12 protein-coding genes are annotated in these 12,918 nt (G+C 70.2%); 5 read left to right on the top strand and 7 right to left on the bottom strand.

Annotated features, from left to right (window positions below; translation table 11 throughout):
* The first annotated feature begins 204 nt into the window (after positions 1-204).
* Positions 205-2,730: an ATP-dependent Clp protease ATP-binding subunit gene (locus tag AMK33_RS33430; RefSeq protein ID WP_073936755.1), complete on the top strand. Its 2,526-nt coding sequence runs from the start codon at positions 205-207 to the stop codon at positions 2,728-2,730.
* Between the two features lie 80 nt (positions 2,731-2,810).
* On the opposite strand, the gene AMK33_RS33435 is transcribed toward AMK33_RS33430, so the two are convergent.
* On the bottom strand, positions 2,811-3,449 hold the full coding sequence (locus AMK33_RS33435) for an HAD family acid phosphatase (protein WP_073936756.1): 639 nt from the start codon (positions 3,447-3,449) through the stop codon (positions 2,811-2,813).
* A gap of 441 nt (positions 3,450-3,890) precedes the next feature.
* Between AMK33_RS33435 and AMK33_RS33440 the strand changes: the two genes are divergently transcribed.
* A complete protein-coding gene (locus AMK33_RS33440; protein WP_073936757.1) occupies positions 3,891-4,595 on the top strand; it encodes a M23 family metallopeptidase in 705 nt (234 codons plus the stop codon).
* Positions 4,596-4,614: 19 nt separating this feature from the next.
* Here the strand turns inward: AMK33_RS33440 and AMK33_RS33445 are convergent, their stop codons facing one another.
* Positions 4,615-5,211: a TetR/AcrR family transcriptional regulator gene (locus tag AMK33_RS33445; RefSeq protein ID WP_201263127.1), complete on the bottom strand. Its 597-nt coding sequence runs from the start codon at positions 5,209-5,211 to the stop codon at positions 4,615-4,617.
* A 137-nt stretch (positions 5,212-5,348) separates the two neighbouring features.
* On the opposite strand from AMK33_RS33445, the gene AMK33_RS33450 reads away from it, so the two are divergent.
* The 3 genes from AMK33_RS33450 to AMK33_RS33460 all read left to right on the top strand — a co-directional run bounded on the left by AMK33_RS33450 (position 5,349) and on the right by AMK33_RS33460 (position 7,985).
* A complete protein-coding gene (locus AMK33_RS33450; protein ID WP_073936758.1) occupies positions 5,349-6,935 on the top strand; it encodes an MDR family MFS transporter in 1,587 nt (528 codons plus the stop codon).
* A gap of 108 nt (positions 6,936-7,043) precedes the next feature.
* On the top strand, positions 7,044-7,481 hold the full coding sequence (locus AMK33_RS33455) for a helix-turn-helix transcriptional regulator (protein ID WP_073936759.1): 438 nt from the start codon (positions 7,044-7,046) through the stop codon (positions 7,479-7,481).
* Between the two features lie 60 nt (positions 7,482-7,541).
* Positions 7,542-7,985 (top strand): VOC family protein, encoded by a 444-nt coding sequence (locus tag AMK33_RS33460; protein ID WP_073936799.1) that lies wholly within the window; start codon positions 7,542-7,544, stop codon positions 7,983-7,985.
* Between the two features lie 260 nt (positions 7,986-8,245).
* Here the strand turns inward: AMK33_RS33460 and cseC are convergent, their stop codons facing one another.
* The 5 genes from cseC to AMK33_RS33485 all read right to left on the bottom strand — a co-directional run bounded on the left by cseC (position 8,246) and on the right by AMK33_RS33485 (position 12,911).
* A complete protein-coding gene (gene cseC, locus AMK33_RS33465; protein ID WP_073936760.1) occupies positions 8,246-9,592 on the bottom strand; it encodes a two-component system sensor histidine kinase CseC in 1,347 nt (448 codons plus the stop codon).
* A 9-nt stretch (positions 9,593-9,601) separates the two neighbouring features.
* Entirely contained in the window at positions 9,602-10,300 is a 699-nt protein-coding gene (gene cseB, locus AMK33_RS33470) for a two-component system response regulator CseB (RefSeq protein WP_073936761.1), read from the bottom strand.
* A gap of 143 nt (positions 10,301-10,443) precedes the next feature.
* Positions 10,444-11,100 carry a hypothetical protein gene (locus AMK33_RS33475; protein WP_073936762.1) on the bottom strand — a complete coding sequence of 219 codons (657 nt, stop codon included), beginning with the start codon at positions 11,098-11,100 and terminating at the stop codon, positions 10,444-10,446.
* The gene (locus tag AMK33_RS33480) at positions 11,088-11,663 is read right to left on the bottom strand and encodes a SigE family RNA polymerase sigma factor (protein WP_235618269.1); all 576 of its coding nucleotides are present in this window, start codon (positions 11,661-11,663) and stop codon (positions 11,088-11,090) included. Before AMK33_RS33480 ends, AMK33_RS33475 begins: the two co-directional genes overlap by 13 nt.
* Before the next feature lie 312 nt (positions 11,664-11,975).
* Positions 11,976-12,911: an A/G-specific adenine glycosylase gene (locus AMK33_RS33485; protein ID WP_073936763.1), complete on the bottom strand. Its 936-nt coding sequence runs from the start codon at positions 12,909-12,911 to the stop codon at positions 11,976-11,978.
* Positions 12,912-12,918 lie beyond the last annotated feature (7 nt).

Genomic DNA, 12,918 nt, shown 5'->3' on the forward strand with positions numbered 1-12,918 from the left:
CTGGCGAAGGGGGTAACTGCCTGGCCTGCGGGAACATCGTCTCGCACCATCGGGTTGGAGCAGATGTCGGCGTGAGCGGGGTCAGGAGGCCATCGACGGTGTCGGCAGTTGGAATGAGCGGTCCCCGCTTGCGGGACTAAGCTGCGGAAGGACAGGGAGGGGAAGTTCCCCCCACTGCCTGACCGCTCTGAGGAGCGATTAACGATGTTCGAGAGGTTCACCGACCGCGCGCGGCGGGTTGTCGTCCTGGCTCAGGAAGAAGCCCGGATGCTCAACCACAACTACATCGGCACCGAGCACATCCTCCTGGGCCTGATCCACGAGGGTGAGGGTGTCGCCGCCAAGGCCCTTGAGAGCCTCGGGATTTCGCTCGAGGCGGTCCGCCAGCAGGTGGAGGAGATCATCGGGCAGGGCCAGCAGGCCCCGTCGGGTCACATCCCCTTCACCCCCCGTGCCAAGAAGGTCCTGGAGCTGTCGCTCCGCGAGGCCCTTCAGCTGGGCCACAACTACATCGGCACGGAGCACATCCTGCTCGGCCTGATCCGTGAGGGCGAGGGCGTCGCCGCCCAGGTCCTGGTCAAGCTGGGCGCCGATCTGAACCGGGTGCGGCAGCAGGTCATCCAGCTGCTCTCCGGTTACCAGGGCAAGGAGACCGCCACCGCCGGCGGTCCTGCCGAGGGCACCCCCTCCACGTCCCTGGTCCTCGACCAGTTCGGCCGGAACCTCACCCAGGCCGCTCGTGAGTCCAAGCTCGACCCGGTCATCGGGCGCGAGAAGGAGATCGAGCGGGTCATGCAGGTGCTGTCCCGCCGTACCAAGAACAACCCGGTGCTGATCGGTGAGCCCGGCGTCGGCAAGACCGCCGTCGTCGAGGGCCTCGCCCAGGCCATCGTCAAGGGCGAGGTGCCCGAGACCCTCAAGGACAAGCACCTCTACACCCTGGACCTCGGTGCCCTGGTCGCCGGCTCCCGCTACCGCGGTGACTTCGAGGAGCGCCTGAAGAAGGTGCTCAAGGAGATCCGCACCCGCGGCGACATCATCCTGTTCATCGACGAGCTGCACACGCTGGTCGGTGCGGGTGCCGCCGAGGGCGCCATCGACGCCGCGAGCATCCTCAAGCCGATGCTGGCCCGCGGTGAGCTGCAGACCATCGGTGCGACCACGCTGGACGAGTACCGCAAGCACCTGGAGAAGGACGCGGCCCTGGAACGCCGCTTCCAGCCCATCCAGGTCGCGGAGCCGTCCCTGCCGCACACGATCGAGATCCTCAAGGGCCTGCGCGACCGGTACGAGGCGCACCACCGCGTCTCGATCACCGACGAGGCCCTGGTCCAGGCGGCGACGCTCGCCGACCGCTACATCTCGGACCGCTTCCTGCCGGACAAGGCGATCGACCTGATCGACGAGGCCGGCTCCCGGATGCGCATCCGCCGGATGACCGCGCCGCCGGACCTGCGCGAGTTCGACGAGAAGATCGCCGGCGTCCGCCGCGACAAGGAGTCCGCGATCGACTCGCAGGACTTCGAGAAGGCCGCCTCCCTGCGCGACAAGGAGAAGCAGCTCCTCGCCGCCAAGGCCAAGCGGGAGAAGGAGTGGAAGGCCGGCGACATGGACGTCGTCGCCGAGGTCGACGGCGAGCTGATCGCCGAGGTCCTCGCCACGGCGACGGGCATCCCGGTCTTCAAGCTCACGGAGGAGGAGTCGTCCCGCCTGCTGCGCATGGAGGACGAGCTCCACAAGCGGGTCATCGGCCAGGTCGACGCCGTCAAGGCGCTGTCCAAGGCGATCCGCCGTACCCGTGCCGGCCTGAAGGACCCGAAGCGTCCCGGTGGCTCGTTCATCTTCGCCGGCCCGTCCGGTGTCGGTAAGACCGAGCTGTCCAAGGCGCTCGCCGAGTTCCTCTTCGGTGACGAGGACGCGCTGATCTCCCTCGACATGTCGGAGTTCAGCGAGAAGCACACGGTCTCGCGTCTCTTCGGTTCGCCCCCCGGCTACGTGGGCTACGAGGAGGGCGGTCAGCTCACGGAGAAGGTGCGCCGCAAGCCGTTCTCGGTCGTCCTCTTCGACGAGGTCGAGAAGGCCCACCCGGACATCTTCAACTCGCTGCTGCAGATCCTGGAGGACGGTCGTCTGACCGACTCCCAGGGCCGGGTCGTGGACTTCAAGAACACGGTCATCATCATGACGACCAACCTCGGCACCCGGGACATCTCCAAGGGCTTCAACCTGGGCTTCGCCGCCGCGGGTGACACGAAGACCAACTACGAGCGCATGAAGAACAAGGTCCAGGACGAGCTCAAGCAGCACTTCCGGCCCGAGTTCCTCAACCGCGTCGACGACGTGGTCGTCTTCCCGCAGCTCAGCCAGGACGACATCCTGCGGATCGTCGACCTGATGATCGGCAAGGTGGACGAGCGCCTCAAGGACCGGGACATGGGCATCGAGCTCTCCCAGTCCGCCAAGGAGCTGCTGTCCAGGAAGGGCTACGACCCGGTGCTGGGCGCGCGTCCGCTGCGCCGCACGATCCAGCGCGAGGTCGAGGACACGCTGTCGGAGAAGATCCTCTTCGGCGAGCTGCGTCCCGGTCACATCGTGGTCGTGGACACCGAGGGCGAGGGCGAGTCCCAGACCTTCACCTTCCGCGGTGAGGAGAAGTCGGCCCTGCCCGACGTCCCGCCGATCGAGCAGGCGGCCGGCGGAGCCGGTCCGAACCTGAGCAAGGACGCGTAAGCGTCCCACGGCGACCGAAAGGGGCCGGTGCCCGAAAGGCACCGGCCCCTTTCGCGTGCCCGTGGGCACGCGTGCCCGCGTTACGACAGCTGACCGTCGTAGTCCGGCAGCTTGAACGTCCTCTCGGCGTGGCCGCCCGACAGGTCGGTGGCGCTGTTGCCGATGTTGGCGATGATCGTGTAGCCCTTGGCCTCGATGTGGACGCGCTGGGCGGTCTTGTAGTCGGCGACGTTCTTGAACAGGTCGAAGAACCCGCGGACGTACAGGCCGGAGGACTCGTAGCCGGCGTGGTCGAGGTTCCAGTCGGTGGGCGCGTGGATGATGCCCGGGCGGGCGGTCACGAAGAACACGGCGACGCCGTGCTCCTGTGCGTACTCCGCGACCTCCAGGACCGGCTCGTTGGCGGGCTGCGGGAAGCTGAACCCGAAGTCGGTCTCCAGCGCGGTGTTGTCGACGTCGAGGACGATCGCCTGCTTCTCGCCCGGCCGGGTGTCCCCGATCCGCTGCTTCAGATAGGGCAGGGCCTGGTCCATGACCGCCCGGCAGTCCCGCTGCCAGGTGTCGTAGTCGACGTCCGCCGCCGCGGTGGCGGCTGCCACCGGGGAGACGGCCGGTGAAGCGGGGGCCGTGGCCTCGGCCGGTGCGGCCAGGGCCACCAGGGCGGCCGCGGAGACGGCGGTGACCGATGCGCGGATCGGCCAGGAGCGTCGGCTTCTCATCTCGTGGGGGTCCTCTCACGTCCGTAACGCTGCCAACGTGTCGTGTGCATGCTCGTCTGCGAGGGTGACGCGAGGTGAACCGTAGGGTTACCGGGCGGTAGGCGCCTAGAGGCCTGCGCCACATTTATGGAATGACCGAACCCGGCCCCCGGTGACATGGTGCACAGGCGCTTTGTCCGGTACTAGCCGGAATAGTGGCTAAAGCCTGCCCGTAAAACGGACATTTGCCCCAGGATTCTGATCGATCGGCTCTAAATGGGGGGTTTCGCCCGGTAAGAGGATTGTGTCAAGAGACCTGCATCTCAGTGCATATCTACGACCTTTCGTCGTAGGTCACACCTTTGCACCGTTATGGCCGGAAGGGCTACCAATGAATCACCACCGAGGCGCGGATCCGTCCGCCGGGTGGCTTTCCTACGCCCCCTTCCTGATGAGGTTGAGATGTCCCAGCGCGTCACGCCCCGCTCCTTCCGTACGTCCCAGATCCGCACCCGCGCGGCCGTCCTGGCCGCCGGACTGGGGGCCTCGGTCGTGATGGGAGCCGGGGTCGCGGCCGCCGTCGACACCACGGCCGCGTCCGGCGCCGCCGGCGCCGTCCAGGCGCAGGCCGCCGCCCAGGCCGAGGCCGCGAAGGCCCAGGCCGCCCAGGTCGAGAAGGCCGCCGAGGCGAAGGCCGCGAAGGCCGCCCAGGCGAAGAAGGCCGCGCAGGCCGCCGCCAAGAAGCAGGCGTCCTGGATCGACCCGGTCAAGAGCTACAAGCTGTCCGCGAGCTTCGCCCAGAACGGCGGCATGTGGGCGCACAAGCACAGCGGTCAGGACTACGCCGTCCCGACCGGCACCACCGTGATGGCCGCGCACGGCGGCACCGTCGTCAAGGCCGGCCCCAACGGCGCCGGCGACGGCCCCGCCTACGGCAACGCGATCGTCATCAAGCACGGCAACGGCACGTACTCCCAGTACGCCCACCTGTCGCAGGTCAACGTGAAGGCCGGCCAGGTCGTCAAGACCGGCCAGAAGATCGCCCTGTCCGGCAACACCGGCAACTCCAGCGGCCCGCACCTGCACTTCGAGATCCGCACCACCCCGAACTACGGCTCCGCCATCGACCCGGCGAAGTTCCTGCGCTCCAAGGGCGTGACGGTCTGACCCGCCGCGCACACAGCGCCTAGGCGCCCCCGGACCCCCGGTGGGCCTGGGTGATCAGATCGATGGCGACCTCGAGGACGGCCTTGCGCTTCTCCTCGGGGTCGCTTTCGACGTCCTGCAGGACGTGCATCCCCGCGTGCATGGTGAACAGGGCGCTGACGCAGCGCACCTGGTCGACCAGGTCGGCGTCCGGGTCCATGAGGATGTCGCGCAGCCCGAGCATGCGGGTCTTGAACATCTCGCCGATGCTCAGCTCGCGGATCGTCGCCTGGTTCTCCTGCATGAAGCGGAAGAGCGGGGCCGCGCCCGCCAGTGCCTCGCTGTACCGGCGGATGATCTCCTGCTTGGTCTCCAGCGAGTGCGGCTGCCGCCGCCCCCACTCGATCAGGTCCTCGATCGGCCGCGAGAGGTCCTCGAAGATGCCGACGAGGATCTCTTCCTTCGTCTTGAAGTGGTAGTACAGCGCCGCCTTGGTGACGTCCAGGCGCTCGGCGATCTCGCGCAGCGATGTCTTCTCGTAGCCCTGCTCGGCGAAGAGTTCGAGCGCCACGTCCTGGATGCGCTGGCGGGTGTTCCCGCGGCGCCGCTGTTTGGTGCCGTCCATGGTGCCGCCCATCCTCCTACTCGACCCCTCTTGACGAAAACTTACTTGACGACCGGCTAGATGCGCGACTAGCTTCCCGGTGTATTGAACTAGCCGGGCGGCAAGTAAGTAGCAGTGGTCACGCGACCGTGGCCGGGGGAGAAGGAATCATGGCGGACACACCAGCGGCGGGGGCCGTGGAGACGGACACCGGCAAACAGCCGAAGAGCGTGCGGGTGGTCCTGCTCGCACTCATGATCGCGATGATGCTCGCGATGCTCGACAACATGATCATCGGTACGGCGATGCCGACGATCGTGGGCGAGCTGGGCGGACTGGAGCACCTGTCCTGGGTGGTCACCGCCTACACCCTGGCCACCGCGGCCTCCACCCCGGTCTGGGGCAAGCTCGGCGACATGTACGGCCGCAAGGCCACCTTCATGACATCGATCGTGATCTTCCTGATCGGTTCCGCGCTCAGTGGCATGGCCCAGAACATGGGCGAGCTGATCGCCTTCCGCGCGGTGCAGGGTCTGGGCGCCGGCGGTCTGATGGTCGGCGTCATGGCGATCATCGGTGACCTCATCCCGCCCCGGGAGCGCGGCAAGTACCAGGGCATGATGGCCGCCGTGATGGCGCTGGCGATGATCGGCGGGCCCCTGGTCGGCGGCACCATCACCGACAACTGGGGCTGGCGCTGGGCCTTCTACATCAACCTGCCGCTCGGCGCGATCGCGCTGGCCGCCGTCGGCGCCGTACTGCACCTGCCGAGGAAGCGGGCCAAGGCCGGCATCGACTACCTCGGGGTCGCGCTGCTGACCGTCGGCATCACCGCCGTCGTGCTCGTCACCACCTGGGGCGGCACGGAGTACGCCTGGACCTCCGCGCGGATCATGGAGCTGATCGGCCTCGGTGTCGCGTCCCTCGTGGGCTTCGTGTTCTGGCAGACCAGGGCCGCCGAGCCGGTGGTGCCGCTGCACATCTTCCGCAGCCGCAACTTCACGCTGATGTCCGTCATCGGCTTCATCACCGGCTTCGTGATGTTCGGCGCGACGCTCTTCCTGCCGCTCTACCAGCAGGCCGTGCAGGGAGCCTCCGCCACCAACTCCGGCCTGCTGCTCCTGCCGATGCTCGGCGCGATGCTGGTGACCTCGATGGTGGCGGGCCGGGTCACCACCAACACCGGCCGGTACAAGATCTTCCCGGTGCTCGGCAGCGCGCTGATGATCGTCGGCCTGTACCTGCTGTCCACGATGGACACCGGGACCTCCCGGTTCACCTCCGGTGTATTCATGGCCGTGGTCGGCCTCGGCATGGGCTGCCTGATGCAGATCACCATGCTGGTCGCGCAGAACAGCGTCGAGATGAAGGACATGGGCGTGGCGTCCTCGTCCACCACCCTGTTCCGTACCCTCGGCTCCTCCTTCGGCGTCGCGATCATGGGCGCGCTGTTCAACAACCGCGTCCAGGACGTCATGGCCGAGAAGGCCGGCTCGCTGGGCTCCAAGGTGACCGAGCAGTCCGCCCAGCTGGACGCGGACAGCCTGAAGGAGCTGCCGGAAGCGATCCGTGAGGCCTACCAGCAGGCGGTGTCCTCGGGCACCCACTCGGCGTTCCTCCTGGGCGCCGTGATCGCGGTGCTCTCGCTGGCGGCGGCGGTCTTCGTCAAGGAGGTCCCGCTGAAGGGCGCGGGCCCCCGGAAGGGCGACACCGACGACGGCACACCGGCACCGATGGCGGTGACCGAGCCCGTCTGACTCTCCTCCCGAGCGGCACGAAGGCCCCGGCGGCGCACCCGCGCTTCCGGGGCCTTCCCGTGCACAGGTCCGGACCCGTTGTCAGACCCCCGTGCCACCATCGGTCACATGGACAAGGCGCGGCAGCTGAGGCTGGCCAAGGACGCGATGGACCGGGACTGGGCCGACCCGGACCTCGACCTGGCCGCGATCGCCGCGCACGCCGGATACTCGCGCTACCACTTCATACGCGCCTTCAGGGAGACCTACGGCGAGACACCGGGCCAGTACCTCACACACCGTCGGATCGAGCGCGCCGAGGATCTGCTGCGCACTGCGAACCTGTCGGTGACGGAGATCTGCAACCTGGTCGGTTTCAGCAGCCTGGGCACGTTCTCGGCGCGGTTCAAGACCTGGACCGGCCTCACCCCCAGCGAGTACCGCACGAAGCACGTGGGGCGCGGCGCCGCCCTGATCCCGGGCTGCTACGCCATGCACTGGCTCGGCGGCTACCGGCCCGGGCCGGGCAGGGCGGGGGTACGGCGCAATTCCGGAGAAGCGGACTGACGGCGGCGCTGCCTACGGTGACAGGGCACTGAAGGAACGGCCGTGAAACGGGAGTACGCCATGATCAAGGGTCTCGCCATCACCACCGTCTGGGTCCTCGACCAGGACCGGGCGAAGGAGTTCTACACCGAGAAGCTGGGCCTGGAGGTCCGCACCGACATGACCCTGGGCGAGGGCGGCATGCGCTGGCTCACCGTCGGCTCGCCGAAGCAGCCCGACGTCGAGCTGACGCTGATGGTCCCCGGCGCGGGCATGGACCCCGAGTCCGCCGAGATGATCAAGAAGCTGGTGGCCAAGGGGGTGCTCGGCCCCGGCGTGCTGACCACCGACGACATCCACGGCGACTACGCCGAGCTCAAGGCCCGCGGGGTCGAGTTCATCCAGGAGCCGCAGGAGCGCCCGTACGGCACCGAGGCACTGTTCCGCGACGACTCCGGCAACTGGTTCTCCTTCACCCAGCCCCGCGAGGGCGGCCTCGACATGGACAAGGACTGGTCCTGCTGAACCGCCCCGCCACCGAGCCCTCGCCCCAGTGGCCCGGAGGGGCACGGCGCCACCGCTGAAGCCGCTTTGTCCGACACCGTGGTTGGCGGGCCCGCCGCCGGACGGGCGGAAAGCGACGCCTGTGGAGGCCCGCGTAGGAGTGGAGGCCCGCGTAGGACCGGTCTCCCCGGTGACCGGCCGGGGCCTGCGAAGCAGGAACCCGTGGTGGTGTCGCGAAGCGGTACGGACCGGAATCTCCAGCCCTCGGGCCGGAGAGGGCGTCAATGCGCCAGTACCGGATAGCTCCCGGTGTTCGTCGGCGCGTGTTCGGGCAGCCACAGCACGGCGACCGCGCCCTCGGCCGGCGCGTCGTCCGGGGCCCCCGGAGGCCGTACGTTGCGGAAGGTCAGCCGCGCGCCCAGTACCCGCGCCTGCCCCGCCGCGATGGTCAGGCCCAGCCCGTGACCGCGGCCGGCCCGGTCCGCGCTGCCGGTGCGGAAGCGGCTCGGCCCCTCCGCGAGCAGCGCCTCGGGGAACCCGGGCCCGTGGTCGCGGACCCGGATGACCCGCCCCTCGACGGTGACCTCGATGGGCGGCCTGCCGTGCCGGGCGGCGTTGGCGAGCAGGTTGAGCAGCACGCGCTCCAGGCGCCGCGGGTCGGTGGTGACCTCCGACTCGTGCACCACCCGCACGGTGACGTCCGGGTCCTTCGCCGCCACCCGCCGGGCGACGAACTCGCCCAGCAGGATGTCCTGCAGTTCCGCCCGCTCGGAGGCGCTGTCCAGCCGGGCCACCTCCAGGACGTCCTCGACGAGGGTGCGCATCGCCTTGGCCCGGTCCAGCACCAGCTCGGTCGGCCGGCCCGGCGGCAGCAGCTCGGCGGCGGTGAGCAGGCCGGTCACGGGGGTGCGCAGTTCGTGCGCGATGTCGGCGGTGACCCGGCGCTCGGCCTCAAGGCGCTGCCGCAGCGCGTCCGCCATGGCGTCCACCGCGCTGGCCAGGTCGTCGGTCTCGTCGCGCACCACCCCGCCGATCGCCTCGCGCACCCGGACGTCCGTCTCGCCCTTCGCGACCCGGTTGGCGGCCGTGGCCGCCTTCCGCAGCCGCCGCGACAGATGCCCCCCGATGAGCACCCCGAGCGCGCTGCCGCCCAGCACCACCGCGATGGAGCCGATCACCAGGGCCTGGTCGAGGTCCTTGAGGATGTCGGAGCTGCGGTCCGTGAACCCGGAGTGCAGCGACATCACATGCCCGTTCTTCAGCGGCACCGCCGCCCAGATGTCCGGCGCCCCGCCCGGCCGGTCCGCCACGTAGGTCGCCCGCCGGCCCCCCTCGGCCTTCTCCCGCAGCTCCTCCGGCAGCTCCGGGTCGTCGATCTTGGTGTTGGGGAAGTTCAGTCGCCCCGACAGCTCGTAGTTGCGCTGGGCGATCATGATGCGCTCGTCCGCCAGGTCGCGCGCGTTGTCCAGCATCGACACCCGGGCCGCGTTGTGCACGACCAGGCTCAGCGCGACCGCCACCAGCGCCCCGACCAGCGCGATGGCCGCGCTGAGCTTCCACCGCAGACCCGTACCTATGCCCACCCGGTCGACGCACGCCGCCACCAGGCGCCGGAAATACCCACGCATCCGCTTCGCTCAGGCCTTCAGCTTGTAACCGAAACCGCGGACCGTCTCGATACGGTCCTGGCCGATCTTCGTACGCAACCGCTGCACGTGGACGTCGACGACCCGCGTGTCACCGCCCCAGCCGTACTCCCACACCCGCTCCAGCAGCTTGTCGCGGGAGAGCACGGTGCCCGGCGCCGCCGAGAACTCCAGAAGCAGCCGCATCTCGGTCGGCGTCAGCGCCACCGGCCTGCCCGCCCGGCGCACCTCCATGCCCCCGGTGTCGACCTCCAGCTCGCCGAACGCCAGCACACCCCCGTCACCCGGACCGTCCGCGTCCTCCCGGCCGCCGTTCGCGCGCCCGAAGCGGCGCAGCACCGCGCGGATCCGGGCCACCAGCACCGCACTGTCGAACGGCTTGGTCACATAGTCGTCGGCGCCCGCCTCCAGGCCCAGCACCACGTCGATGGCGTCGGCCCGCGCCGACAGCATGATCACCGGCACCGTCGACTCGTCCCGGATGCGCCGGCACAGGCTGACCCCGTCGAGCCCGGGCACCATGACGTCGAGCAGCGCGATGTCGGGGCGGTCCGTGCGGAACGCCTCCAGGCCCGACAGCCCGTCGGGCATCGCGGTGACCGCGAAGCCGTCCCGCTCCAGGGTGAGCTGGGTGGCCTCGCGGATGACGTCGTCGTCCTCGACGAACAGGACGTGTGTCTGGTCTGCCATCCCGGTGCTCTCAGTCCTCGTGTGATCTCGGGGTCGGTGCGCGCGTGTTCTTCTCGTTCACCCCACGGACGCGGGGACCGCGCCGCGGGTCCACCCGTTCATCGGCCCGGGAGGTCCCGCCGGTTCACGACGTGAGCCATGTCTCAGCTGTCGGGCGCCGGTGTCGGCTCCGCGCCGGCCACCTGTCCGTAGTCGTTGTGCGTGCGGTACTTCTCGGCGAACCGGCCCGCCTCCCAGCGGTACGTGATCACGTTCACCCCGGACGGGCTCGACACCGGGTCGCCCCGGTCGTACACCTGCTTGGTCACCACCAGGTCCCCGCGGTCGATCTCCGCGTACACCGGGGGCGCCTCGGCCGAGAACACGTTCACGTACGCGCCGCCCTGCTCGCGGTACACATACGTGCCGACACCCACCGCGTCCCCGCAGGTCAGCACGTTGACGACGACGTCGTCGACGGCCCCTCGGGTGAGGTTGCCGTAGCTCACGTCGACGGGGTACTGGTCGGCGACGCACGGCCTCAGCTCCCGCTTGACCTCCGCCGAGACCTCCGGGTCGGCCTTGACCAGCCGGACCGCGTCCACCCGGTCGGGGGTCCGCGAGGGCTCGGCCGACGCCGCGGCGGCGGGGGCGCTCGCCACGGGGTCCGCGTGCGCCGGGCCCTCGTCCCGTGCGCCGGTGCCGCCCGTGCCGCAGCCGGCGACGAACAGGACGACGGCGGCGATCACGGCCGTCGCCGTGATCGCCGCCCTGGCGGTGGTCCGGGCCCAGTTGGGCCCCGCGCCGGTCAGGCCGCGCAACGCTCCCGCTCCTCACGCTCCAGCGCGCGGGCGTCCAGATCACGCGCCTGAAGCTCCTCGCGGAGCCGGGCGAGCGCCCGGTGCAGGGTGCTCTTGACCGTTCCGGCCGACATGCCGAGGGCGGCGGCCGTCTCCTCCGTGGACATCTGCTCCCAGTGTCGCAGCACCACGACGCTGCGCTGCTTCGGGGCGAGGACCTTCAGGATGTCCATCAGCAGGGCGCGGTCGGCGTGCTGCTCGGTGGAGTCGTCCACACAGGCGTCCGGGAGCTGCTCGGTGGGCACTTCCTCCAGCTTGCGGGCCCGCCACCACTCCGTCCGCGTGTTGATCATGACCCGGCGCAGATAGGCGTCGGCCAGCCGCTTGTCCTCGATGGTCTCCCAGCGGCCGTACGTCCGGGCCAGCGCGGTCTGCAGCAGGTCCTGCGCGTCGATGGGGTCCGGGACCAGGCGGCGGGCGCTGCGCAGCAGTGCGTCCTGCCGGGTGCGGACGTACTCCTCGAAGGCGAGCACCTCGCCTCGTACCTCACCCCGTACCTCGCCCCGCGCCATGTCCTGCGCCATGGTGAACCGCCTCCCGCTCCCCGTGCCGGCCCGCCCGCCCGCGCGGGCCGGTTGTACCGCCTGTGATCCGTCGTCGCCGTGCCCTTGTCGAGCACGTGATCGACGGTACGGAGGCGTTGTCACGGCGCTGTCCGAGGAACCCTGCGGGAAGCGCTCGGCTGTCCGTCGGTTGTGTAACGGAAGGAGGAACGGGGTAAAGCGGGCGGACGATCGGGGTGGGTACGGGCCGGTATGTCCCGCCGTACCAATGGGGCGTGTGTGGAACGGCTGTACTCGACGTCGGACGTGTGTGTGAACCGGCTGTATCCGGTGTCAGGTCATCGGCAGCCGGTACAGGCCGCCCGGCAGCGGCTCCACCAGACCGTCGGCGACCAGACCGTCCAGCGCGCGGGCCCGCTGCACCGGCTCGTGCCACACCCGGTCCAGTGCCGCCTGCGGCACCGCGCCGTGCGCCTCCCGCAGCACGGCCAGCAGCCGCCCGCGGACCTGACGGTCCGTGCCCGCGTACGTCTGGCCCCGGCGCGGCGGGCCCTCGTGGGCCGGCTTGCCCGCCAGCCGCCACGCGCACTGCGCCGCGATCGGGCAGCGCTGACACGACTCGTTCTTCGCCGTGCACACCAGCGCACCGAGCTCCATGGAGGCGGCGGCCCACCGCGCGGCGGTCGGGGCGTCCTCCGGCAGCAGGGTGCGGGCCAGCCGGCGCTCGGCGGCGGTGGTGGCGTTCGGCGGGTACTGCGCACCGGTGACCGCGCGGGCGAACACCCGGCGCACATTGGTGTCCAGCACCGCGTGCCGCTGCCCGTACGCGAACGACGCCACCGCCGCGGCCGTGTACTCCCCGATGCCGGGCAGCGCCAGCAGTTGGGCGTGGTCGGCCGGTACGTCGCCGCCGTGCCGCTCCGTTATGGCGACGGCGGCGCCGTGCAGCCGGAGCGCGCGGCGCGGGTAGCCGAGCCGGCCCCAGGCGCGGACCGCCTCGCCGGGCGCCTCCGCGGCGAGGTCGGCGGGACGCGGCCAGCGGGCCAGCCACTGCTCGTAGACGGGCAGCACCCGGTTCACCGGGGTCTGCTGCAGCATGAACTCGCTGACCATCACCCCCCACGCACCGGCCTCCGGACGCCGCCACGGCAGGTCCCGGGCGTGCTCGTCGAACCAGTCGATGACGGGGGAGTGCAGCGGCTCACCGGGAGCACGCTCGGACGCGGAATCGGCGGCGTTGCCGTACGGGGGCTTAGTGGGAGCAGTCATGGCCCCT

The sequence above is a fragment of the Streptomyces sp. CB02400 genome (assembly GCF_001905725.1).
Lineage (GTDB): Bacteria > Actinomycetota > Actinomycetes > Streptomycetales > Streptomycetaceae > Streptomyces > Streptomyces atrovirens.

Bases quoted from the DNA above. Each gene is read 5' to 3' on its own strand.
- AMK33_RS33455 (WP_073936759.1), top strand. From the start codon at position 7,044: ATGGACAAGGCGCGGCAGCTGAGGCTGGCCAAGGACGCGATGGACCGG.
- AMK33_RS33485 (WP_073936763.1), bottom strand. From the start codon at position 12,911: ATGACTGCTCCCACTAAGCCCCCGTACGGCAACGCCGCCGATTCCGCG.
- cseB (WP_073936761.1), bottom strand. From the start codon at position 10,300: ATGGCAGACCAGACACACGTCCTGTTCGTCGAGGACGACGACGTCATC.
- cseC (WP_073936760.1), bottom strand. From the start codon at position 9,592: ATGCGTGGGTATTTCCGGCGCCTGGTGGCGGCGTGCGTCGACCGGGTG.
- AMK33_RS33430 (WP_073936755.1), top strand. From the start codon at position 205: ATGTTCGAGAGGTTCACCGACCGCGCGCGGCGGGTTGTCGTCCTGGCT.
- AMK33_RS33445 (WP_201263127.1), bottom strand. From the start codon at position 5,211: ATGGGCGGCACCATGGACGGCACCAAACAGCGGCGCCGCGGGAACACC.
- AMK33_RS33450 (WP_073936758.1), top strand. From the start codon at position 5,349: ATGGCGGACACACCAGCGGCGGGGGCCGTGGAGACGGACACCGGCAAA.
- AMK33_RS33440 (WP_073936757.1), top strand. From the start codon at position 3,891: ATGTCCCAGCGCGTCACGCCCCGCTCCTTCCGTACGTCCCAGATCCGC.
- AMK33_RS33460 (WP_073936799.1), top strand. From the start codon at position 7,542: ATGATCAAGGGTCTCGCCATCACCACCGTCTGGGTCCTCGACCAGGAC.
- AMK33_RS33435 (WP_073936756.1), bottom strand. From the start codon at position 3,449: ATGAGAAGCCGACGCTCCTGGCCGATCCGCGCATCGGTCACCGCCGTC.
- AMK33_RS33480 (WP_235618269.1), bottom strand. From the start codon at position 11,663: ATGGCGCAGGACATGGCGCGGGGCGAGGTACGGGGTGAGGTACGAGGC.